At 53.1% G+C, this 21360-nt stretch carries 16 protein-coding genes, 2 tRNA genes and 4 rRNA genes; 12 read left to right on the top strand and 10 right to left on the bottom strand.

Features of this window, described 5'->3' with window-relative positions; translation table 11 throughout:
* Positions 1-19: 19 nt before the first annotated feature.
* The 3 genes from rsmB to def are packed head-to-tail and all read right to left on the bottom strand — an operon-like array spanning position 20 to position 2841.
* Positions 20-1306, bottom strand: a complete 1287-nt coding sequence (gene rsmB / locus ACMGGU_RS19300) for a 16S rRNA (cytosine(967)-C(5))-methyltransferase RsmB (RefSeq protein WP_420300852.1) — start codon at positions 1304-1306, stop codon at positions 20-22.
* A 52-nt stretch (positions 1307-1358) separates the two neighbouring features.
* On the bottom strand, positions 1359-2306 hold the full coding sequence (gene fmt, locus ACMGGU_RS19295; RefSeq protein WP_048030956.1) for a methionyl-tRNA formyltransferase: 948 nt from the start codon (positions 2304-2306) through the stop codon (positions 1359-1361).
* 25 nt (positions 2307-2331) lie between these two features.
* Entirely contained in the window at positions 2332-2841 is a 510-nt protein-coding gene (def, locus tag ACMGGU_RS19290; protein WP_008503479.1) for a peptide deformylase, read from the bottom strand.
* A 127-nt stretch (positions 2842-2968) separates the two neighbouring features.
* On the opposite strand from def, the gene dprA reads away from it, so the two are divergent.
* Genes dprA through ACMGGU_RS19260 form a run of 6 tightly spaced genes read left to right on the top strand, consistent with a single transcriptional unit; the run spans position 2969 to position 6752 of the window.
* Positions 2969-4093 carry a DNA-protecting protein DprA gene (dprA, locus tag ACMGGU_RS19285; protein WP_262751705.1) on the top strand — a complete coding sequence of 375 codons (1125 nt, stop codon included), beginning with the start codon at positions 2969-2971 and terminating at the stop codon, positions 4091-4093.
* Entirely contained in the window at positions 4065-4538 is a 474-nt protein-coding gene (smg, locus tag ACMGGU_RS19280; RefSeq protein ID WP_008503477.1) for a DUF494 family protein Smg, read from the top strand. The genes dprA and smg overlap by 29 nt, the downstream gene beginning before the upstream one ends.
* 26 nt (positions 4539-4564) lie before the next feature.
* Entirely contained in the window at positions 4565-5119 is a 555-nt protein-coding gene (locus ACMGGU_RS19275) for a type I DNA topoisomerase (RefSeq protein ID WP_045909528.1), read from the top strand.
* On the top strand, positions 5112-5684 hold the full coding sequence (gene tsaC / locus ACMGGU_RS19270) for an L-threonylcarbamoyladenylate synthase type 1 TsaC (RefSeq protein ID WP_414456265.1): 573 nt from the start codon (positions 5112-5114) through the stop codon (positions 5682-5684). Before ACMGGU_RS19275 ends, tsaC begins: the two co-directional genes overlap by 8 nt.
* Positions 5685-5688: 4 nt before the next feature.
* On the top strand, positions 5689-6507 hold the full coding sequence (gene aroE / locus ACMGGU_RS19265) for a shikimate dehydrogenase (protein WP_045909527.1): 819 nt from the start codon (positions 5689-5691) through the stop codon (positions 6505-6507).
* Positions 6504-6752: a DUF1488 domain-containing protein gene (locus tag ACMGGU_RS19260; protein WP_023345007.1), complete on the top strand. Its 249-nt coding sequence runs from the start codon at positions 6504-6506 to the stop codon at positions 6750-6752. The genes aroE and ACMGGU_RS19260 overlap by 4 nt, the downstream gene beginning before the upstream one ends.
* On the opposite strand, the gene ACMGGU_RS19255 is transcribed toward ACMGGU_RS19260, so the two are convergent.
* A complete protein-coding gene (locus tag ACMGGU_RS19255; RefSeq protein WP_262790820.1) occupies positions 6728-7282 on the bottom strand; it encodes a gamma carbonic anhydrase family protein in 555 nt (184 codons plus the stop codon). The genes ACMGGU_RS19260 and ACMGGU_RS19255 overlap by 25 nt on opposite strands.
* Positions 7283-7753: 471 nt before the next feature.
* On the opposite strand from ACMGGU_RS19255, the gene ACMGGU_RS19250 reads away from it, so the two are divergent.
* From ACMGGU_RS19250 to rrf (ACMGGU_RS19225), 6 genes are all read left to right on the top strand, one after another.
* Positions 7754-9293, top strand: a 16S ribosomal RNA gene (locus ACMGGU_RS19250).
* 85 nt (positions 9294-9378) lie between these two features.
* Positions 9379-9454 (top strand) — tRNA-Glu (locus ACMGGU_RS19245).
* A gap of 183 nt (positions 9455-9637) precedes the next feature.
* Positions 9638-12542: ribosomal RNA gene (locus ACMGGU_RS19240) — 23S ribosomal RNA — on the top strand.
* Between the two features lie 73 nt (positions 12543-12615).
* A 5S ribosomal RNA gene (gene rrf, locus ACMGGU_RS19235) occupies positions 12616-12731 on the top strand.
* A 14-nt stretch (positions 12732-12745) separates the two neighbouring features.
* A tRNA-Thr gene (locus ACMGGU_RS19230) sits at positions 12746-12821 on the top strand.
* 43 nt (positions 12822-12864) lie between these two features.
* Positions 12865-12980 (top strand): 5S ribosomal RNA (gene rrf / locus ACMGGU_RS19225).
* Together the 16S, 23S and 5S rRNA genes with 2 tRNA genes alongside form the textbook arrangement of a ribosomal RNA operon.
* Positions 12981-13086: 106 nt before the next feature.
* Here the strand turns inward: rrf (ACMGGU_RS19225) and ACMGGU_RS19220 are convergent.
* From ACMGGU_RS19220 to ACMGGU_RS19195, 6 genes are all read right to left on the bottom strand, one after another.
* Complete coding sequence (locus ACMGGU_RS19220) at positions 13087-13845, bottom strand: amino acid ABC transporter ATP-binding protein (protein WP_014171880.1); 759 nt, start codon at positions 13843-13845, stop codon at positions 13087-13089.
* 7 nt (positions 13846-13852) lie between these two features.
* Positions 13853-14956 carry an amino acid ABC transporter permease gene (locus ACMGGU_RS19215; RefSeq protein WP_023309439.1) on the bottom strand — a complete coding sequence of 368 codons (1104 nt, stop codon included), beginning with the start codon at positions 14954-14956 and terminating at the stop codon, positions 13853-13855.
* Between the two features lie 9 nt (positions 14957-14965).
* Positions 14966-16147 carry an amino acid ABC transporter permease gene (locus tag ACMGGU_RS19210; RefSeq protein ID WP_069719888.1) on the bottom strand — a complete coding sequence of 394 codons (1182 nt, stop codon included), beginning with the start codon at positions 16145-16147 and terminating at the stop codon, positions 14966-14968.
* Positions 16148-16214: 67 nt separating this feature from the next.
* Positions 16215-17240: an amino acid ABC transporter substrate-binding protein gene (locus ACMGGU_RS19205; protein ID WP_047071242.1), complete on the bottom strand. Its 1026-nt coding sequence runs from the start codon at positions 17238-17240 to the stop codon at positions 16215-16217.
* A gap of 473 nt (positions 17241-17713) precedes the next feature.
* Positions 17714-17935, bottom strand: a complete 222-nt coding sequence (locus tag ACMGGU_RS19200) for a lipoprotein (RefSeq protein WP_008502867.1) — start codon at positions 17933-17935, stop codon at positions 17714-17716.
* Between the two features lie 304 nt (positions 17936-18239).
* Positions 18240-21353 carry an efflux RND transporter permease subunit gene (locus ACMGGU_RS19195; RefSeq protein ID WP_420300851.1) on the bottom strand — a complete coding sequence of 1038 codons (3114 nt, stop codon included), beginning with the start codon at positions 21351-21353 and terminating at the stop codon, positions 18240-18242.
* Positions 21354-21360: the final 7 nt, after the last annotated feature.

Below are 21360 nucleotides of genomic sequence, written 5' to 3'. Positions count from 1 at the left end.
TCGTGACCTGTTCTCAACATCACTCTTTGATTAGCTTAGCGTAAAAGAAGCCATCACCCTCTTCTGCACCCGGCAGATTCTGCTGACCCGGGCGTTCAGGCGTTCCCGTATCGCGCAGCGCCGCGTCCGGGGTACGTTTAAGGAAGGCCGCGATTTGCTGACTGTTTTCTTCAGGAAGTACCGAGCAGGTCGCATACACCAGCGTTCCGCCGGGCTTGAGATGCGGCCAGATGGCGTCGAGGATGTCGGATTGCAGCTGGGCAAGTTCGTTAATATCACGATCGCGACGCAGCCACTTGATATCCGGATGACGACGAATCACGCCGGTTGCAGAGCAGGGGGCATCCAGCAAAATGCGATCGAATTGTGTTTCACCACACCATTCTGCGGGTTTGCGTCCATCGCCTTGCTTAACCTGCGCCTTCATGCCCAGGCGCTTGAGGTTGTCATAGACGCGTGAAAGACGCTGCTCATCAACGTCCACCGCCATCACGCTGGCCTGCGGAGCCACTTCAAGAATATGCGTTGTTTTGCCCCCTGGTGCGGCGCAGAGATCGAGGATCTGCTCACCGTTTTGGGGTTCAAGCCAGGTCATGCAACCCTGAGCAGAAGCATCCTGTACCGTTACCCAACCCTCTTCAAAGCCGGGTAATGCATGTACCGGTGCAGGCGATGCTAAGCGCACGGCATCAGGGTATGCGTCATGGGTGAAACCGCTCATTCCCGCTTCTTCGAGTAATGCCAGCCATGCGTCACGGGTGCGGTGATTACGATTCACGCGTAACCACATTGGCGGACGCTGGTTGTTGGCATCGGCAATGTCCTGCCACTGCTGCGGATAAGCTTTTTTCAGGCGCTTCAACAGCCAGTCCGGATGCAGGAAGCGCGCTTCGTTTTGGGCAAATTCAGCCAGAAGCTCATCCTGCTGTCGCTGGAACTGACGCAATACGCCGTTGATCAGCCCTTTTAGCTGAGGACGTTTAATCGCAACGGCACCTTCCACCGTCTCTGCCAGCGCGGCGTGAGGTGGGATGCGGGTATGAAGAAGCTGATAAAAACCCACCATAATCAAATAATGTACGGTGCGCTGCTTGCCCGTCATTGGGCGGGACATGAGCTTATTAATCAGCCACTCAAGCTGAGAGAGTGTGCGCAGGACGCCAAAGCAGAGCTCCTGAAGCAGGGCTTTATCTTTATCAGAAACTTTTTGCTGCAGGGGAGGCAGGGCGTTACTCAATGACTGGCCCTGCTCGATAACCTGCTCGACGGCCTGGGCCGCCATACTGCGTAGATTTTGTTTTTTCATAACCGTAAAAATAAAAATGCCCGGAAACACCGGGCCTTAAGAATAAATTTGCTCAGGCAAGGCGATTGCCCGGGATAAACCATTCACGACGGGAATTTAACAGATCCTGAGCGCTCATGGCTTTCTTACCGGCCGGTTGGAGCGATTCAAGATTCAAAATCCCTTGCGCAGTCGCCACCTGGATGCCGTTCTTGCTGGCATCAATAATCGTACCGGGTTCCGCCGTCGTCGCACCGCTAATGACGGAGGCCTTCCAGACTTTTACTGGCTGCTCATCAATTTCCATCCAGCTCATTGGCCACGGATTAAAAGCGCGAATGCAGCGTTCAAGTTGAGCGGCGGACAGGGACCAGTCGATACGCGCTTCTTCTTTGCTCAGCTTTTCGGCGTAGGTTACCAGCGCGTCATCCTGAACTTCCGGTTTTGCCGTATTGTCAGCAAGCTGCTGAAGCGTCTCGATAAGACCTTGTGGGCCAAGGTCTGCCAGTTTGTCATACAGCGTGGCGCTGGTATCGTCTGGCGTAATGGGGCAGGCCAGTTTATACAGCATGTCGCCGGTGTCTAAACCTACGTCCATCTTCATGATGGTCACGCCCGTTTCGGCATCACCCGCCCACAGCGCGCGCTGGATAGGAGCTGCACCACGCCAGCGTGGGAGCAGAGACCCATGCACGTTGATACAACCCAGGCGCGGCATATCAAGCACGGCTTTTGGCAGAATTAAACCGTAAGCCACCACCACCATTACGTCGGCATTCAGGTCAGCAACCAGCTGCTGATTTTCCTGCGGGCGCAGCGATGCGGGCTGAAAAACGGGAAGCCCATGCTCTTCTGCCAGCACTTTGACCGGGCTCGGCATCAGTTTTTTGCCGCGACCAGCAGGACGGTCCGGCTGGGTAAAGACGCCAACAACCTGGTGACCAGACGATAACAGCGCGTCAAGATGACGCGCTGCAAAATCAGGGGTTCCCGCGAAGATAATACGTAGTGTTTTAGACACGATGATCCTTGTATCCGGGGGGACGTTATGCGCGAGAACGCAAACGATCCAGTTTCTCTACTTTCTGACGAATACGCTGCTGTTTCAGCGGCGAGAGATAATCGATAAACAGTTTACCGACCAGGTGATCCATCTCATGCTGAATACAAATTGCCAGCAGGTCGTCTGCCTCCAGTTCGAACGGATTACCGTCACGATCCAGGGCGCGAATTTTCACTTTTTCGGCACGCGGCACTAACGCACGCTGTTCAGGAATAGACAGACAGCCTTCCTCAATACCGGTTTCGCCACTCTTTTCGAGCAGCTCAGGGTTGATTAGCACCAGGCGGCCATCGCGATTTTCCGAAACATCAATCACGATAATACGCTTGTGAATGTCCACCTGCGTCGCCGCCAGGCCAATGCCTTCTTCGGCGTACATGGTATCGAACATATCATCAACGATACGCTGGATTTCTGCATTCACTTCTTTGACCGGTTCAGCGACGATGCGAAGGCGCTCGTCCGGAATATGTAACACTTGCAAAACTGCCATAAATTTCCAGAGTCGTGTTCAGGAGTTGATAAGAATACTCCCTCTATTCTAGACAAATCCCCCATCGATTGACAGCATCAGTGACCAATCGCAATGATTGCGGAGAGCGCTTATGGCAGGGGAAAGGATGACGTCTACCGAGATTTGGCTACGGCTCATGCACACAGGTTCTCTGTGTGGTGATGTCATGGTGGAAGCGGCTGCACGATTGCAGAGGCAGGAAGGCATCGATACGCTTGTCTTAAGAAATGCTGGACTGACAGCAAAGCAGGCTGAACGGTTCGTTGCGTTCGATGAGAGTGAGCTGGAACGTAGCCTGATATGGCTTGAGCAGCCGGGACATCATTTATTAACGGCCAACCATCACCTTTATCCCCCTCTACTCCGCACAATCCCTGACTATCCCGGGGCTTTATTCATAAAAGGTAACCCTGAGATGCTTAATACCGTTCAGCTGGCGGTGGTAGGCAGTCGTGCGCCGTCATGGTACGGCGAGCGATGGGGGAAAATCCTGTGCGAACAACTTTCACATAGTGGTTTCACGATTACCAGCGGGCTGGCCTGTGGTATTGACGGCGTTGCCCACAGCGCGGCGCTGTCAGTAAAAGGACGAAGTGTCGCGGTGCTGGGGAACGGTCTTTTTAGCATTTACCCACGCCGGCATCAGGCATTGGCGATGCGGCTTATTGAGTCTGACGGTGCGATAGTGTCTGAGTTTCCGCTTTCCGCGCAGCCCCGACCGGCAAATTTTCCGCGTCGTAATCGCATCATCAGCGGCCTTAGCAAAGGCGTGCTGGTGGTTGAAGCCGCGCGGCGAAGCGGTTCGCTGGTCACGGCACGGTGCGCGCTCGAACAGGGGCGAGAAGTCTTCGCCTTGCCAGGCCCGATAGGTAATCCCGGATGCGAGGGACCGCACTGGCTGATTAAGCAGGGGGCAACACCGGTAACGGAAGTCGGGGACATTCTTGAAAATTTGCAATATGGGCTGCAATGGCTGCAGGAAGATCCCGAAAAGCGACAATATTCATCAGATCAGGGAAAGGTGGCATTGCCATTTCCCAAGCTCCTGGCTAACGTAGGAGATGAGGTAACACCTGTTGACGTTGTCGCTGAACGTGCCGGCCAACCTGTGCCAGTAACGGTAGCACAGCTACTCGAACTGGAGTTAGCAGGGTGGATCGCAGCTGTACCCGGCGGCTATGTCCGATTAAGGAGGGCATGCCATGTTCGACGTACTGATGTATTTGTTTGAGACTTATATCCATAACGAAGCAGAAATGCGAGTGGATCAGGACAAGTTGACACAGGATCTTACCGATGCGGGATTTGAGCGGGAAGATATCTACAATGCGTTGATGTGGCTGGAAAAACTGGCTGATTATCAGGAAGGCCTTGCCGAACCGATGCAGCTTGCTTCTGACCCATTGTCTGTACGCATTTATACCGCTGAAGAGTGTGAACGGCTGGATGCCAGCTGCCGGGGATTCATTTTATTCCTTGAGCAGATTCAGGTGCTAAACCTCGAAACGAGAGAAATGGTGATAGAGCGCGTCATGGCGCTGGATACGGCAGAATTTGAACTGGAAGATCTCAAGTGGGTGATCCTGATGGTTCTGTTTAATATCCCGGGCTGTGAAAATGCCTATCAGCAAATGGAAGAATTACTCTTTGAAGTGAATGAAGGTATGCTGCACTAATTCAATGTGCAGCACCAAGAGTTGTTATGGCCAAATCAGCACTGTTCACGGTGCACAAAAACGAGCCCTGCCCGCAGTGCGGGGCTGAACTTGTTATTCGGTCCGGGAAACACGGCCCGTTTCTCGGTTGTTCTCACTATCCGGAATGTGATTATGTTCGTCCTCTGAAAAGCCAGGCGGATGGGCATATCGTGAAAATTCTGGAGGGTCAGCTGTGCCCTCTCTGCGGTGGCGAACTCGCGCTACGCCAGGGGCGTTTCGGCATGTTTATTGGATGTAGCCGCTACCCGGAATGTGAACATACGGAACAAATTGATAAGCCTGATGAAACGGCAATTGCCTGCCCTCAGTGTCAGCGCGGTCAGCTGGTACAGCGCCGTTCCCGTTATGGTAAGACCTTCCATTCGTGCGATCGCTACCCTGACTGCCAGTTCGTTATCAATTTTAAGCCGGTAGCGGGAATCTGCCCTCATTGCAATTATCCGCTACTGATAGAGAAGAAAACCGCGCAAGGCATGAAACGCTTCTGCGCCAGTAAACAATGTGGAAAGCCGGTAACGGCGGATCAATATAGTGAATAATAACCTGCCATCAGGCTCCATTGCCCATGCAGTGGACGTACTGAAAAATGAAGAAGTCATCGCCTATCCAACTGAAGCTGTTTTTGGGGTCGGTTGCGATCCTGACAGCGAGACGGCTGTGAACCGTCTGCTTACCCTGAAACAAAGACCCGTCGAGAAAGGACTGATTTTGATCGCTGCGAATTACGAGCAGCTTAAGCCCTATATTGATGACTCGATGCTTACCCCAGCACAGCGCGAGACAATCTTCTCCGCGTGGCCTGGTCCGGTCACCTTTGTTTTCCCGGCGCAGCCGACAACCCCGCGCTGGTTAACCGGACGCTTTGATTCCCTTGCCGTTCGGGTCACTGACCATCCGCTGGTGGTGGAGCTGTGCCTGGCATTTGGTAAACCACTGGTCTCAACCAGCGCCAACCTGACCGGGCAGCCGCCATGTCGGACAACCGAAGAAGTGCTGGCGCAGTTCGGGAATGACTTCCCTGTCGCTGTCGGTGAAACGGGAGGGCGCCTGAATCCATCTGAAATTCGCGATGCTTTGACCGGCGAACGTTTTCGCCAGGGGTAATCTCATGGAAACCTATGCTGTTTTTGGTAATCCCATTGCACACAGCAAGTCACCGTTGATCCATCAGCAGTTCGCGGAGCAGCTGCAGATAGATCACCCCTATGGTCGCGTACTGGCGCCAGTGGATGCCTTTATCCCTACGCTTGAGGCCTTTTTCGCCGCGGGGGGCAAAGGCGCGAATGTGACGGTCCCGTTTAAAGAAGAAGCCTTCGAACGTGCGGATGAGCTGACCGAACGCGCTTCACTTGCTGGTGCAGTCAATACCCTAAAACGGCTTGAGGATGGACGCCTTCTGGGGGACAACACCGACGGGATTGGTTTACTCAGCGATCTGGAAAGACTCTCCTTTATCAAGCCCGGTTTCCGGATCCTGCTGATTGGCGCGGGTGGCGCATCGCGGGGCGTTTTGTTGCCTCTGCTTTCACTGGACTGTTCGGTGACCATCACGAACAGAACCTTTTCCCGGGCAGAAGCGCTGGCGGCGTTGTTTGCGCATACCGGCAGCGTGAGCGCGGTAGCGCTTGACGATCTTGCCGAACGTGAGTTCGATCTTGTCATTAATGCCACATCCAGCGGCATCAACGGTGAGATCCCGGCGATCCCCGCTTCGCTGGTCAGTGCGCATATGTACTTCTATGACATGTTCTATCAGAAAGGGAAGACGCCTTTCCTGAACTGGTGTGAACAACACGGCGCGAAACAGTTAGCCGATGGGCTGGGAATGCTGGTGGGGCAGGCTGCGCATGCGGTGCTGCTCTGGCACGGCGTGTTGCCTGCGGTCGAGCCGGTCATTGAAAAGCTAAAGCAGGAGCTTTCGGCGTGAATCAGGCTATTCATTTCCCGGACAGAGAGAGCTGGGATGAGCATAAACAAGCGGTCTGTTTTCCGGTGCTGGTGCAGGGCATGCAACTTACCTGCGCCATCCATGGAGAAACGCTGTTGCATCGTTTTGGCGGCACAGACCCGCTAGCGGTATTTTGCGAAAATCGCTGGGATCTGGAAGAGGAAGCCAGCGATTTAATCCGCGAACAGCAGGAAGACGATCAGGGCTGGGTTTGGTTATCCTGATCCAGATAGTCATTCTTCCATTTTACGTAGTTGTTCGCCGAGTATTTTAATCCTTCGATCTCTGCCTCCTTAAGGGGGCGGATCTGTTTTACCGGACTTCCCAGATAGAGATAACCGCTCTCCAGCCGTTTGTTCTGCGGGACCAGGCTACCGGCACCAATCATTACGTCATCTTCTACTATGACGCCATCCAGCAAAATCGACCCCATGCCAACAAGGACGCGATTTCCGATCGTGCAGCCGTGGAGCATCACTTTATGGCCGACGGTAACATCCTCTCCAATGATGAGGGGATTACCCTCGGGGTTATAGGAGGATTTGTGCGTGACATGCAGAACGCTACCGTCCTGAATGTTGGTACGTGCACCAATCGACACATAGTTAACATCTCCCCTGATGGCGACGAGCGGCCAGATGCTGACATCTTCGGCCATTCGCACATCACCAACGACCACGCTGCTGGCATCGATCATCACGCGATCGCCTTTTTGGGGGAACAGATCTTTATAAGGGCGTAATACTGCTGGCATATCTACCTCTAAGAATGAGCGCTATACAGAAGACTTTGATCGTATTAATGGATCGAGGCAAGGCAAAATACGTCAATATTTAAGCAGATCGGGCGGGATTTCAGCGAAAAGCGCGGAAAATCAGCAGTCGGAAAAAAAGATCTAAAAAATACTTGTGCTAAAAATTGGGATCCCTATAATGCGCCTCCATCGACACGGCGGATGTGAATCACTTCACAGACAACGCGGTCGGTTGAAGAGAAAAAATCCTGAAATAACGGGTTGACTCTGAAAGAGGAAAGCGTAATATACGCCACCTCGCAACGGTGAGCGAAAGCCGCGTTGCACTGCTCTTTAACAATTTATCAGACAATCTGTGTGGGCACTCAAAGTGACATGGATTCTTAATGTCTTCGGACAATAAATGAATACCAAGTCTCTGAGTGAACATGCGTAATTCATTACGAAGTTTAATTCACGAGCATCAAACTTAAATTGAAGAGTTTGATCATGGCTCAGATTGAACGCTGGCGGCAGGCCTAACACATGCAAGTCGAGCGGTAACACAGGGAGCTTGCTCCTGGGTGACGAGCGGCGGACGGGTGAGTAATGTCTGGGAAACTGCCTGATGGAGGGGGATAACTACTGGAAACGGTAGCTAATACCGCATAACGTCGCAAGACCAAAGAGGGGGACCTTCGGGCCTCTTGCCATCAGATGTGCCCAGATGGGATTAGCTAGTAGGTGGGGTAACGGCTCACCTAGGCGACGATCCCTAGCTGGTCTGAGAGGATGACCAGCCACACTGGAACTGAGACACGGTCCAGACTCCTACGGGAGGCAGCAGTGGGGAATATTGCACAATGGGCGCAAGCCTGATGCAGCCATGCCGCGTGTATGAAGAAGGCCTTCGGGTTGTAAAGTACTTTCAGCGGGGAGGAAGGTGCTGAGGTTAATAACCTCAGCAATTGACGTTACCCGCAGAAGAAGCACCGGCTAACTCCGTGCCAGCAGCCGCGGTAATACGGAGGGTGCAAGCGTTAATCGGAATTACTGGGCGTAAAGCGCACGCAGGCGGTCTGTCAAGTCGGATGTGAAATCCCCGGGCTCAACCTGGGAACTGCATTCGAAACTGGCAGGCTAGAGTCTTGTAGAGGGGGGTAGAATTCCAGGTGTAGCGGTGAAATGCGTAGAGATCTGGAGGAATACCGGTGGCGAAGGCGGCCCCCTGGACAAAGACTGACGCTCAGGTGCGAAAGCGTGGGGAGCAAACAGGATTAGATACCCTGGTAGTCCACGCCGTAAACGATGTCGACTTGGAGGTTGTGCCCTTGAGGCGTGGCTTCCGGAGCTAACGCGTTAAGTCGACCGCCTGGGGAGTACGGCCGCAAGGTTAAAACTCAAATGAATTGACGGGGGCCCGCACAAGCGGTGGAGCATGTGGTTTAATTCGATGCAACGCGAAGAACCTTACCTACTCTTGACATCCAGAGAACTTTCCAGAGATGGATTGGTGCCTTCGGGAACTCTGAGACAGGTGCTGCATGGCTGTCGTCAGCTCGTGTTGTGAAATGTTGGGTTAAGTCCCGCAACGAGCGCAACCCTTATCCTTTGTTGCCAGCGGTTAGGCCGGGAACTCAAAGGAGACTGCCAGTGATAAACTGGAGGAAGGTGGGGATGACGTCAAGTCATCATGGCCCTTACGAGTAGGGCTACACACGTGCTACAATGGCGCATACAAAGAGAAGCGACCTCGCGAGAGCAAGCGGACCTCATAAAGTGCGTCGTAGTCCGGATTGGAGTCTGCAACTCGACTCCATGAAGTCGGAATCGCTAGTAATCGTAGATCAGAATGCTACGGTGAATACGTTCCCGGGCCTTGTACACACCGCCCGTCACACCATGGGAGTGGGTTGCAAAAGAAGTAGGTAGCTTAACCTTCGGGAGGGCGCTTACCACTTTGTGATTCATGACTGGGGTGAAGTCGTAACAAGGTAACCGTAGGGGAACCTGCGGTTGGATCACCTCCTTACCTTAAAGAACCTGCCTTTGTAGTGCTCACACAGATTGTCTGATGAAAAGTAAATAGCAAGGCGTCTTGCGATTGAGACTTCAGTGTCCCCTTCGTCTAGAGGCCCAGGACACCGCCCTTTCACGGCGGTAACAGGGGTTCGAATCCCCTAGGGGACGCCACTTGCTGGTTCGTGAGTGAAAGTCACCTGCCGTCATATCTCAAAACTGACTTGCGAGTCACGTTTGAGATATTTGCTCTTTAAAAATCTGGATCAAGCTGAAAATTGAAACGACACATCTTTAAGGTGTGTTCGAGTCTCTCAAATTTTCGCAATCATGAAGTGAAACATCTTCGGGTTGTGAGGTTAAGCGACTAAGCGTACACGGTGGATGCCCTGGCAGTCAGAGGCGATGAAGGACGTGCTAATCTGCGAAAAGCGCCGGCGAGGTGATATGAACCTTTGACCCGGCGATGTCCGAATGGGGAAACCCAGTGTGATTCGTCACACTATCGTTAACTGAATACATAGGTTAACGAGGCGAACCGGGGGAACTGAAACATCTAAGTACCCCGAGGAAAAGAAATCAACCGAGATTCCCCCAGTAGCGGCGAGCGAACGGGGAGCAGCCCAGAGTCTGAATCAGCTTGTGTGTTAGTGGAAGCGTCTGGAAAGTCGCACGGTACAGGGTGACAGTCCCGTACACGAAAGCACACAGGTTGTGAACTCGAAGAGTAGGGCGGGACACGTGGTATCCTGTCTGAATATGGGGGGACCATCCTCCAAGGCTAAATACTCCTGACTGACCGATAGTGAACCAGTACCGTGAGGGAAAGGCGAAAAGAACCCCGGCGAGGGGAGTGAAAAAGAACCTGAAACCGTGTACGTACAAGCAGTGGGAGCACCCTTGTGGTGTGACTGCGTACCTTTTGTATAATGGGTCAGCGACTTATATTCTGTAGCAAGGTTAACCGTATAGGGGAGCCGAAGGGAAACCGAGTCTTAACTGGGCGTTAAGTTGCAGGGTATAGACCCGAAACCCGGTGATCTAGCCATGGGCAGGTTGAAGGTTGGGTAACACTAACTGGAGGACCGAACCGACTAATGTTGAAAAATTAGCGGATGACTTGTGGCTGGGGGTGAAAGGCCAATCAAACCGGGAGATAGCTGGTTCTCCCCGAAAGCTATTTAGGTAGCGCCTCGTGAATTCATCTTCGGGGGTAGAGCACTGTTTCGGCTAGGGGGCCATCCCGGCTTACCAACCCGATGCAAACTACGAATACCGAAGAATGTTATCACGGGAGACACACGGCGGGTGCTAACGTCCGTCGTGAAGAGGGAAACAACCCAGACCGCCAGCTAAGGTCCCAAAGTCATGGTTAAGTGGGAAACGATGTGGGAAGGCACAGACAGCCAGGATGTTGGCTTAGAAGCAGCCATCATTTAAAGAAAGCGTAATAGCTCACTGGTCGAGTCGGCCTGCGCGGAAGATGTAACGGGGCTAAACCATGCACCGAAGCTGCGGCAGCGACGCTTATGCGTTGTTGGGTAGGGGAGCGTTCTGTAAGCCGTTGAAGGTGTGCTGTGAGGCATGCTGGAGGTATCAGAAGTGCGAATGCTGACATAAGTAACGATAAAGCGGGTGAAAAGCCCGCTCGCCGGAAGACCAAGGGTTCCTGTCCAACGTTAATCGGGGCAGGGTGAGTCGACCCCTAAGGCGAGGCCGAAAGGCGTAGTCGATGGGAAACAGGTTAATATTCCTGTACTTGGTGTTACTGCGAAGGGGGGACGGAGAAGGCTATGTTAGCCGGGCGACGGTTGTCCCGGTTTAAGCATGTAGGCGGAGGTTCCAGGTAAATCCGGTACCTTTTAACGCTGAGGTGTGATGACGAGGCACTACGGTGCTGAAGTAACAAATGCCCTGCTTCCAGGAAAAGCCTCTAAGCATCAGGTAACATTAAATCGTACCCCAAACCGACACAGGTGGTCAGGTAGAGAATACCAAGGCGCTTGAGAGAACTCGGGTGAAGGAACTAGGCAAAATGGTGCCGTAACTTCGGGAGAAGGCACGCTGATATGTAGGTGAAGCCCCTGCGGGTGGAGCTGAAATCAGTCGAAGATACCAGCTGGCTGCAACTGTTTATTAAAAACACAGCACTGTGCAAACACGAAAGTGGACGTATACGGTGTGACGCCTGCCCGGTGCCGGAAGGTTAATTGATGGGGTTAGCGGCAACGCGAAGCTCTTGATCGAAGCCCCGGTAAACGGCGGCCGTAACTATAACGGTCCTAAGGTAGCGAAATTCCTTGTCGGGTAAGTTCCGACCTGCACGAATGGCGTAATGATGGCCAGGCTGTCTCCACCCGAGACTCAGTGAAATTGAACTCGCTGTGAAGATGCAGTGTACCCGCGGCAAGACGGAAAGACCCCGTGAACCTTTACTATAGCTTGACACTGAACACTGGTCCTTGATGTGTAGGATAGGTGGGAGGCTTTGAAGCGTGGACGCCAGTCTGCGTGGAGCCGTCCTTGAAATACCACCCTTTAATGGCTGGTGTTCTAACGTAGACCCGTAATCCGGGTTGCGGACAGTGTCTGGTGGGTAGTTTGACTGGGGCGGTCTCCTCCCAAAGAGTAACGGAGGAGCACGAAGGTTAGCTAATCCTGGTCGGACATCAGGAGGTTAGTGCAATGGCATAAGCTAGCTTGACTGCGAGAGTGACGGCTCGAGCAGGTGCGAAAGCAGGTCATAGTGATCCGGTGGTTCTGAATGGAAGGGCCATCGCTCAACGGATAAAAGGTACTCCGGGGATAACAGGCTGATACCGCCCAAGAGTTCATATCGACGGCGGTGTTTGGCACCTCGATGTCGGCTCATCACATCCTGGGGCTGAAGTAGGTCCCAAGGGTATGGCTGTTCGCCATTTAAAGTGGTACGCGAGCTGGGTTTAGAACGTCGTGAGACAGTTCGGTCCCTATCTGCCGTGGGCGCTGGAGAATTGAGGGGGGCTGCTCCTAGTACGAGAGGACCGGAGTGGACGCATCACTGGTGTTCGGGTTGTCATGCCAATGGCACTGCCCGGTAGCTAAATGCGGAAAAGATAAGTGCTGAAAGCATCTAAGCACGAAACTTGCCCCGAGATGAGTTCTCCCTGAGACTTTAAGTCTCCTGAAGGAACGTTGAAGACGACGACGTTGATAGGTCGGGTGTGTAAGCGCAGCGATGCGTTGAGCTAACCGATACTAATGAACCGTGAGGCTTAACCTTACAACGCCGAAGATGTTTTGGCGAAGAGACGAACAATCAAAATTCAGCCTTGATACAGATTAAACAGAATTTGCCTGGCGGCTTTAGCGCGGTGGTCCCACCTGACCCCATGCCGAACTCAGAAGTGAAACGCCGTAGCGCCGATGGTAGTGTGGGGTCTCCCCATGTGAGAGTAGGGAACTGCCAGGCATCAAATTTAGCGTGCTGATATGGCTCAGTTGGTAGAGCGCACCCTTGGTAAGGGTGAGGTCCCCAGTTCGACTCTGGGTATCAGCACCACTTTATACTTAGGTTAAAGTTCGGCAAGAAGTAAAAGAATTTGTCTGGCGGCTTTAGCGCGGTGGTCCCACCTGACCCCATGCCGAACTCAGAAGTGAAACGCCGTAGCGCCGATGGTAGTGTGGGGTCTCCCCATGTGAGAGTAGGGAACTGCCAGACATCAAACAAGTGAAGAGGCCATCCGAAAGGATGGCCTTTTTGCGTTATGATTCTCGTGAAAACGGTAGGCCCGGTAAGCGCAGCGCCACCGGGCAAAAACAGCAGATTAATGAATCACCTGCGACAGGAATGCTCGCGTACGTTCTGACTTGGGATGCGCAAAGAACTCATCCGGTGGCGCCTGCTCAACAATCTCCCCACGGTCCATAAAGATCACCCGGTCAGCCACGGTTCTCGCGAACCCCATCTCATGCGTGACGCACAGCATAGTCATGCCGGATTGTGCCAGCCCAATCATGGTATCCAGAACCTCCTTCACCATTTCCGGATCGAGAGCTGATGTCGGTTCATCAAACAGCATAATTTTCGGTTTCATACACAGTGAACGGGCGATAGCCACACGCTGCTGCTGGCCACCCGATATCTGGCCAGGGAACTTATTCGCATGCTCTGCGATACGTACGCGCTCCAGGTAGTGCATTGCCAGCGCCTCGGCTTCCTTTTTCGGCATCTTCCGTACCCAAATCGGTGCAAGCGTACAGTTCTGGAGAACGGTCAGGTGCGGAAACAGATTAAAGTGCTGAAAGACCATTCCCACTTCCTGACGCACGCGTTCGATATTGCGGATATCTTCATTCAACTCAATACCATCAACCACGATGCGTCCTTGCTGATGCTCTTCAAGATGGTTAATGCAGCGAATGGTTGTGGATTTCCCGGATCCGGAAGGGCCGCACAGGACAATGCGTTCGCCCTGCTTGACCTTGAGATTAATGTCCTTCAGGACATGAAACTGTCCGTACCATTTGTTCACGTTTTCCAGCGTAATCATCGCGTCGGCGGGTGTCATAGTTATTTGGCTCATATTTTCCTCAGTGCGGTGTACGCCCGGTGTTAAAGCGCTTTTCCAGATGCTGGCTGTAGCGCGACATGCTAAAACAAAAGATCCAGTAGATCAGGGCAGCAAAGACATATCCTTCGGTGGACATGCCCAGCCAGACAGGGTCAACGGTTGCCTGCTGCACGCTGCTAAAGAGATCGAACAATCCGATGATGATCACCAGGCTGGTATCCTTGAAGAGGGCAATGATCGTGTTGACCAGACCCGGGATGACCAGCTTGAGTGCCTGGGGAAGAATGACCAGCCCCTGCGTTTTCCAGTAGCCGAGCGCCAGTGATTCTGCCGCTTCGTACTGGCCTTTAGGCAACGCCTGCAGACCACCGCGCACAACTTCTGCAACATAGGCGGACTGGAAGAGAATTACCCCGACCAGGGCACGGATCAGTTTGTCGATCGTTGTCCCTTCAGCCATAAACAGCGGCAGCATGACCGACGACATAAACAGGACGGTGATAAGCGGTACGCCGCGCCAGAACTCAATGAAGATAACGGAGAGCACGCGGACGATCGGCATTTTTGAACGTCGCCCCAGGGCAAGTAAAATCCCCCACGGCAGAGCACCGGCTATCCCCACTGATGCGATAATCAACGTCAGCGTCAGCCCGCCCCACTGGCGTGTTTCAACGCGTTCCAGCCCCAGAAAACCGCCATAGAGCAGCACCCAGACAATAATCGGATAAACCACCGCCCAGACGGCAATATAGCGTCCACGGTGAGGCAGCTTTTTCCAGAACATGACTGCGACAGAGAGCAGGCCGATAACCAGCGCCAGATTAATCCGCCAGCGCTGTTCATGCGGATACAACCCATACATGAACTGACCGAAGCGTTCATGGATAAACACCCAGCAGGCACCCGCTTTTGTACAGTCTGCCCGGGTTGAACCGACCCAGTTGGCCTGTAAAAACGCCCAGTTCAGCAGGGGAGGAATCAACTCCCACATGAGCCACAGGCAGACAATCGTCAGCAGGCTGTTACTCCAGCTGGAGAACAGATTCTTGCGCGCCCAGAGAATGAAACGTCCACCTGTCGAGTTGGCAGGGCGCGAGGAGTGCGACAGTATCGCTTTTGTCATCATAAATCCTTAGCGCTCGACCAGTGCTATACGACGGTTATAGAGGTTCATCAGCAGTGAAATTACCAGGCTGATGATGAGATAGACAGACATGGTGATGGCGATGGTTTCAATGGCTTGTCCGGTCTGGTTAAGCACGGTTCCGGCGAAGAGTGACACCATATCGGGATAACCAATAGCGGCGGCCAGCGACGAGTTTTTGACAATGTTAAGATACTGGCTGGTCAGAGGGGGAATGATGACCCGTAAAGCCTGCGGGATGATGACCTGGCGAAGCGTTACCGTATGCGGTAATCCCAGTGAGCGTGCCGCCTCGTGCTGTCCGTAAGGTACGGCCTGGATCCCGGCACGGATAATCTCGGCAATAAACGCGGACGTATAAATCGACAGCGCCAATGTCAGAGCTGCCAGTTCGGGAATTAATACCATCCCGCCCTGAAAGTTGAAGCCCCGCAGATGGGGAATGTCCCAGTGCAGTGCGGCCCCAAACAGCCAGTGAGCCACCAGCGGCAGGCTAACGAACAGGACGACAGCCGTCGGCCAGGTTCTGCGAAGCTGGCCGGTTTTGATCTGATGCGTGCGGTTAAAACGGAATACCCCAACAGTGAGAGCAAGCGCGATCGCAATCGCGCCGATAAAAGCGTACAGCCCTTCGCCCGGCAGAGGAGAAGGAATGGATAGCCCACGGTTGCTCAGGAAGAAAAGCTCAAACGCGTCGACGGCCTGACGGGGGCCGGGTAGGTTACGCAATACGGCAAAATACCAGAAGAAGATCTGCAGGAGCGGGGGGATATTGCGGAACGTTTCAATATAAACAGTCGACAGTTTCCGCAGGAGCCAGTTTTCTGAAAGACGTGCCAGACCAATAAAGAAGCCCAGTATCGACGCGAAGACGATACAAAGCGCCGATACCAGCAGCGTATTCAGTAAACCGACCACGAACACGCGTCCATACGTGTCACCTTCCTGGTAATCAATAAGATGCTGAACAATGCCAAACCCCGCGCTGCGATCTAAAAACGCGAAACCGGAGGTAATGCCGCGATTATTCAGGTTGGTGATGGTGTTATGGATGAGATACACGGCGATGAGAACAACCGCAACAATAGCAATAATCTGGAATAGCCAGGCGCGGACCGCGGGATGAGAAAAGGATAGCGATCCTTTTACGGCTGAGCGGCGATGGGACATAAAGAAACCTCAGTAACCATGACTCTGGAGTGGGCACTGCCAGAGCAGTGCCCGTTACAGCTATGACTTAACGTACTGGTGGTGCGTACTGAATACCGCCGTTGTTCCAGAGATTGTTCTGGCCGCGTTTGATCTTCAGCGGGCTTTCCGATCCCACGTTGCGTTCAAAGATCTCAGAGTAGTTGCCCACCTGTTTGATGATGTTGTAGGCCCACTTGTTATCCAGCTTCAGATCCTTGCCGAAATCACCTTCTGTACCCAGCAGGTGTGCCATATCCGGGTTGGATGGTTTAGCCGCTTTCTCATCCACGTTTTTCGAGTTGATACCCATCTCTTCTGCGTTCAGCATGGCAAACAGCGTCCAGCGAACAATGGAGAACCAGTCTTCATCGCCACGACGTACCACTGGTCCGAGAGGTTCTTTGGAGATCACTTCAGGCAGAACAATCCATTCTGCAGGATTGCTCAGCTTAATGCGTAAGGCATACAGCTGTGACTGGTCAGAGGCCAGCGTGTCGCAACGGCCGGATTCCAGCGCTTTGGCCGACTCATCCGAGCGGTCGAATGTCACTGGCGTGTATTTCATGTTATTTGCTTTGAAATAATCGGCGACGTTCAGCTCGGTATCGGTGCCCGCCTGAATACAAACGGTGGCGCCATCCAGCTCTTTGGCGCTTTTCAGGCCCGCTTTATTGTGGGTCAGGAAGCCGATACCGTCATAATAGGTCACGCCCGTGAATGACATCCCCATCCCTGCGTCGCGGGAGGAAGTCCAGGTGGTATTACGGGAGAGCATGTCAACCTCACCGGACTGCAGCGCCGTAAAGCGTTCTTTCGCCGTCAGCGGGGTATATTTTACTTTGCTGTCATCACCAAAAACGGCGGCAGCAACGCCACGGCAGACGTCCACATCGATACCGGTAAATTTGCCGTTCGCATCGGCATAAGAGAAGCCAGGCAAACCGTCACTGATACCGCATTGAACAAAACCTTTCTTTTTAACGGCATCCAGTGTCGTTCCCGCATGGGCTTGACCGGCTACGGCAAACATCATGCCTGCAGCGGCCAGGCTGGCTATCATCGTCTTTTTCATAATGCATCCTGTGTGGCGAAATTTATCGTTATAGAGGCGTTTTTAAACGCTTTACCTGTCTGTGGCGTTGGCCAACGTTTATAAAGCAAACGTAATGCCAGTTTTGCGTTCGACAAAATAAGAGATGAGTGAACGCTTAATGCTGAGTGTAGACAGGCTTAAATAAAACGAGCGCCCTGAAACGGTGCGAAATTACAACCTGTGCCACAAATTGGAGCAAAAGTTTTGAGTCGCGTCAGGAAAAAGACAAGATAGTTTCCAGCGTGAATATTGGCAGGGTAGTCAATAATATTAATGTGTGAAAATCATCACAATAGAACCGGTAATTTAAATGAGTATACGAAAAAGATGTGACTGGTTTCAGGATGAAATGAACAGCGCGAATAAATACGGGGCTATTTTTTTACTTATTTGAAAATAGTGCACTGATTAAAAGCAAAAGCGCGGCCACAGCCGCGCTTTCTTAACAGCTGTTACTTCGTCAGGGCAACAATACCCAGCGTCAAACCTGCCACTGCGGCAGCACCGCCGGCGATAGCACCTGCAGTTTCCCAGTTATCCTGGGTGGTGCCTTTCATACAGGTATTGGTATGAACCAGTCGGCCCTGGTCGTCGTAAACCGGTACACATGGAGAGTCGTGCGCGCAACCAGCAAGCAGCGCAGCGAGTAGTGCAACGGAAATGAATCTTTTCATGATGTTACCTCAATATTATTTCTCATCCGCTATAAAGCCAGGAGGGCAATTAACGAACTGGAGGTTATTTTACCACCGGGGTAAGTCCGCGTTACACGAGGAATAATCTCAAATTATGTAGTTTGTAAAAATCGTGGAGAAAAGTCGGTTTCAGGACGAATTAATGGAGACATTATGAAGCTGCAAGAGAGTATTTTTACTTAATGCAAATCATCGTATTTTTAACATTAGTTTTGCTTAATGCCTAATTCATTGTTTATGTTAAAAATAAAAAAGGCACGCGAGGTGCCTTTTTAGGGAAATGTTAATCTTTATGGTGGGTAAAGCGTCGACGGACCACCACAAAGAAAACGGGTACGAAGAAAATCGCCAGCAGCGTTGCGGAAAGCATTCCCCCCATCACGCCCGTACCGACGGCGTTTTGCGCACCGCTCCCGGCCCCGGAGCTGATCACCAGCGGCATGACGCCCAATATAAAGGCCAGAGACGTCATCAGGATCGGTCGAAGGCGCATCCTTGACGCCTCCAGCGTGGCCTCAATGATGCCTTTACCCTCTTTCTCCATCAGGTCCTTAGCAAATTCGACGATCAAAATGGCGTTTTTCGCTGACAGACCAATCGTGGTCAGCAGGCCGACCTGGAAATAGACGTCATTGTTTAACCCGCGCAGCGATGCTGCGAGAAGCGCCCCGATGACCCCCAACGGCACAACCAGCATGACGGAGAACGGAATGGACCAGCTTTCATACAGCGCGGCCAGACACAGGAACACCACGATCAGTGAGATGGCGTACAGTGCAGGCGCCTGGTTACCCGAAAGTCGCTCCTGGTAAGACATTCCCGTCCAGTCATAACCGATGCCGGAAGGCAGTTTTGCCGCGAGGCTTTCCATCATAGCCATGGCTTCGCCGGTACTTTTACCCGGGGCTGATTCACCGAGGATCTCCATAGAGGGCATTCCGTTATAGCGCTCCAGACGAGGTGAACCGTAAACCCAGTGAGCGTTGCTAAAGGCTGAGAACGGCACCATTTCCCCGTTCGCACTGCGCACGTAAAGGTTGTTAATATCCCCTGGCAACATACGGAATTTTGCATCAGCCTGGACGTAGACCTTTTTCACGCGCCCATGATCGATAAAGTCATTCACATAGGTGCCGCCTAAGGCTGTCGAAATCGTCTGGTTGACGTCAGAAAGACTGATGCCCAGCGCCTGGGCTTTCTCCTGGTCGACGTCCAGCTTGAACTGTGGCGTATCCTCCAGACCGTTAGGACGCACGCGTACCAGCAGGTCGGGGTGCTCTTTCACCATGCCGAGCAGTTGATTACGCGCCTGCGTCAGCTGGGTATGTCCGAGGTTAGCCTGATCGATCAGTTCAAAGTCGAAGCCCGTTGCGGTACCTAACTCAATAATGGCAGGCAGGTTAAACGGGAAAACAAGGCCGTCTTTAATCTGGCTGAAGGCTTTTGTCGCGCGGCCCACAATCGCCTCGACCCCATTTTGTGCCCCAGGACGCTCCTCCCAAGGCTTCAGGCTGATGAAGGCAATGCCGGAGTTCTGGCCCTGGCCGCTAAAGCTAAACCCGTTTACGGTAAAGACGGATTCAACATTCGCCTTCTCTTTATTCAGGTAGTAGTCCTGAACCTGGTCGAGGACCTGCTGAGTACGCGTCTGGGTTGCCCCCGCAGGCAGCTGAACCATCGTCATAAACACCCCCTGATCCTCTTCGGGGAGGAAGGAGGTGGGTAAGCGCAGGAAGAGCACCGCCATCCCACCAACAATAATGACGTACACCACCAGATAGCGCCCGGTTTTGCGCAAAATACCGCTCACGCTATTACTGTAGTGCTCCACGCTCTTATCAAAAAGCGCATTAAACCAGCCGAAGAAGCCCCCTTTTTTCTCATGATGATCGGCGGATACGGGCTTAAGCAACGTTGCACAGAGTGCAGGCGTCAGGATTAGCGCAACCAGTACGGACAATGCCATCGCGGAAACGATAGTCAGCGAGAATTGGCGATAGATCGCCCCCGTCGAGCCGCCAAAAAAGGCCATCGGGATAAAGACCGCCGAGAGCACCATGGCGATCCCCACCAGCGCACCCTGAATCTGCCCCATCGACTTCTGCGTGGCCTCTTTCGGCGGCAGCTTGTCCTCGACCATGACGCGTTCAACGTTCTCGACGACGACAATAGCGTCATCAACCAGCAGGCCTATCGCCAGCACCATGCCGAACATTGTCAGGGTATTGATGGAGAAACCGAACGCCGCCAGAACCGCGAAGGTACCCAGCAGAACGACCGGAACCGCGATCGTCGGGATGAGCGTTGCCCGCAGGTTTTGCAGGAACAGGTACATGACCAGGAAGACGAGAACGATCGCCTCAAACAGGGTCTTCACCACTTCGTGGATAGAGATTTTCACAAACGGCGTGGTGTCATAGGGGTAGACGACTTTGAGCCCCTGCGGGAAGAACGGCTGCAGTTGTGCCAGCTTGCTCTTGATGGCTGCTGCCGTATCCAGCGCATTGGCCCCGGTTGCCAGCTTAATCCCCAGGCCGGTTGCCGCCTGCCCGTTGATTTTTGTCACCATGTTGTAGTTTTCGCCACCCAGCTCAATGCGAGCCACATCCTTCAGATGCACCATCGAGCCGTCCTGGTTCACCTTGAGCGTCACGCGACCGAACTCTTCCGGTGATTTCAGGCGGGTTTGCGCGATGATCGAGGCATTCAGCTGTTGTCCCGGGATGGACGGCGTCCCGCCCAACTGGCCTGCCGCTATCTGGTCGTTCTGCGTTTTCAACTGGTTGATGATATCCAGCGGCGTCAGCTGGTATTTGTTCATCGCATTGCTGTCGAGCCAGATACGCATCGCATACTGGGCGCCAAACAGCTGCACGTCACCGACGCCAGACGTTCGGCTGATGGCATCTTTGACGTTCGAGGCGACATAGTCGGAGATGTCATCCTGCGTCAGGTTTTTGTTGTCTGATACAAAACCGGCAACCAGCAGGAAGCTGCTGCTGGACTTCTCAACGCCAATCCCCTGCTGCTGCACCTCTTGAGGCAGCAGCGGCATGGCGAGCTGCAGCTTGTTCTGAACCTGCACCTGGGCGATGTCCGGATCGGTTCCGGACTCGAAGGTCAGGGTGATCGTGACGTTACCCGCTGAATCGCTGGTGGAGGACATATACATCAGGTTATCGATACCGTTCATGTTCTGTTCGATAACCTGGGTCACGGTATCCTGTACCGTCTGGGCATCTGCTCCCGGGTAGGTCGCGGATATCGCCACGGCGGGAGGTGCAATGGTCGGATACTGAGCGACGGGAAGTTTGAGAATGGCCAGTCCGCCTGCAATCATCAAAATGATGGCAAGTACCCAGGCGAAAACCGGTCTCTGAATAAAGAAATTAGCCATGTCGTCG

The sequence above is a fragment of the Enterobacter sp. BNK-8 genome, assembly GCF_048685095.1.
GTDB lineage: Bacteria > Pseudomonadota > Gammaproteobacteria > Enterobacterales > Enterobacteriaceae > Enterobacter > Enterobacter quasiroggenkampii.
This window is presented reverse-complemented; position numbering and strand designations above follow the sequence as displayed.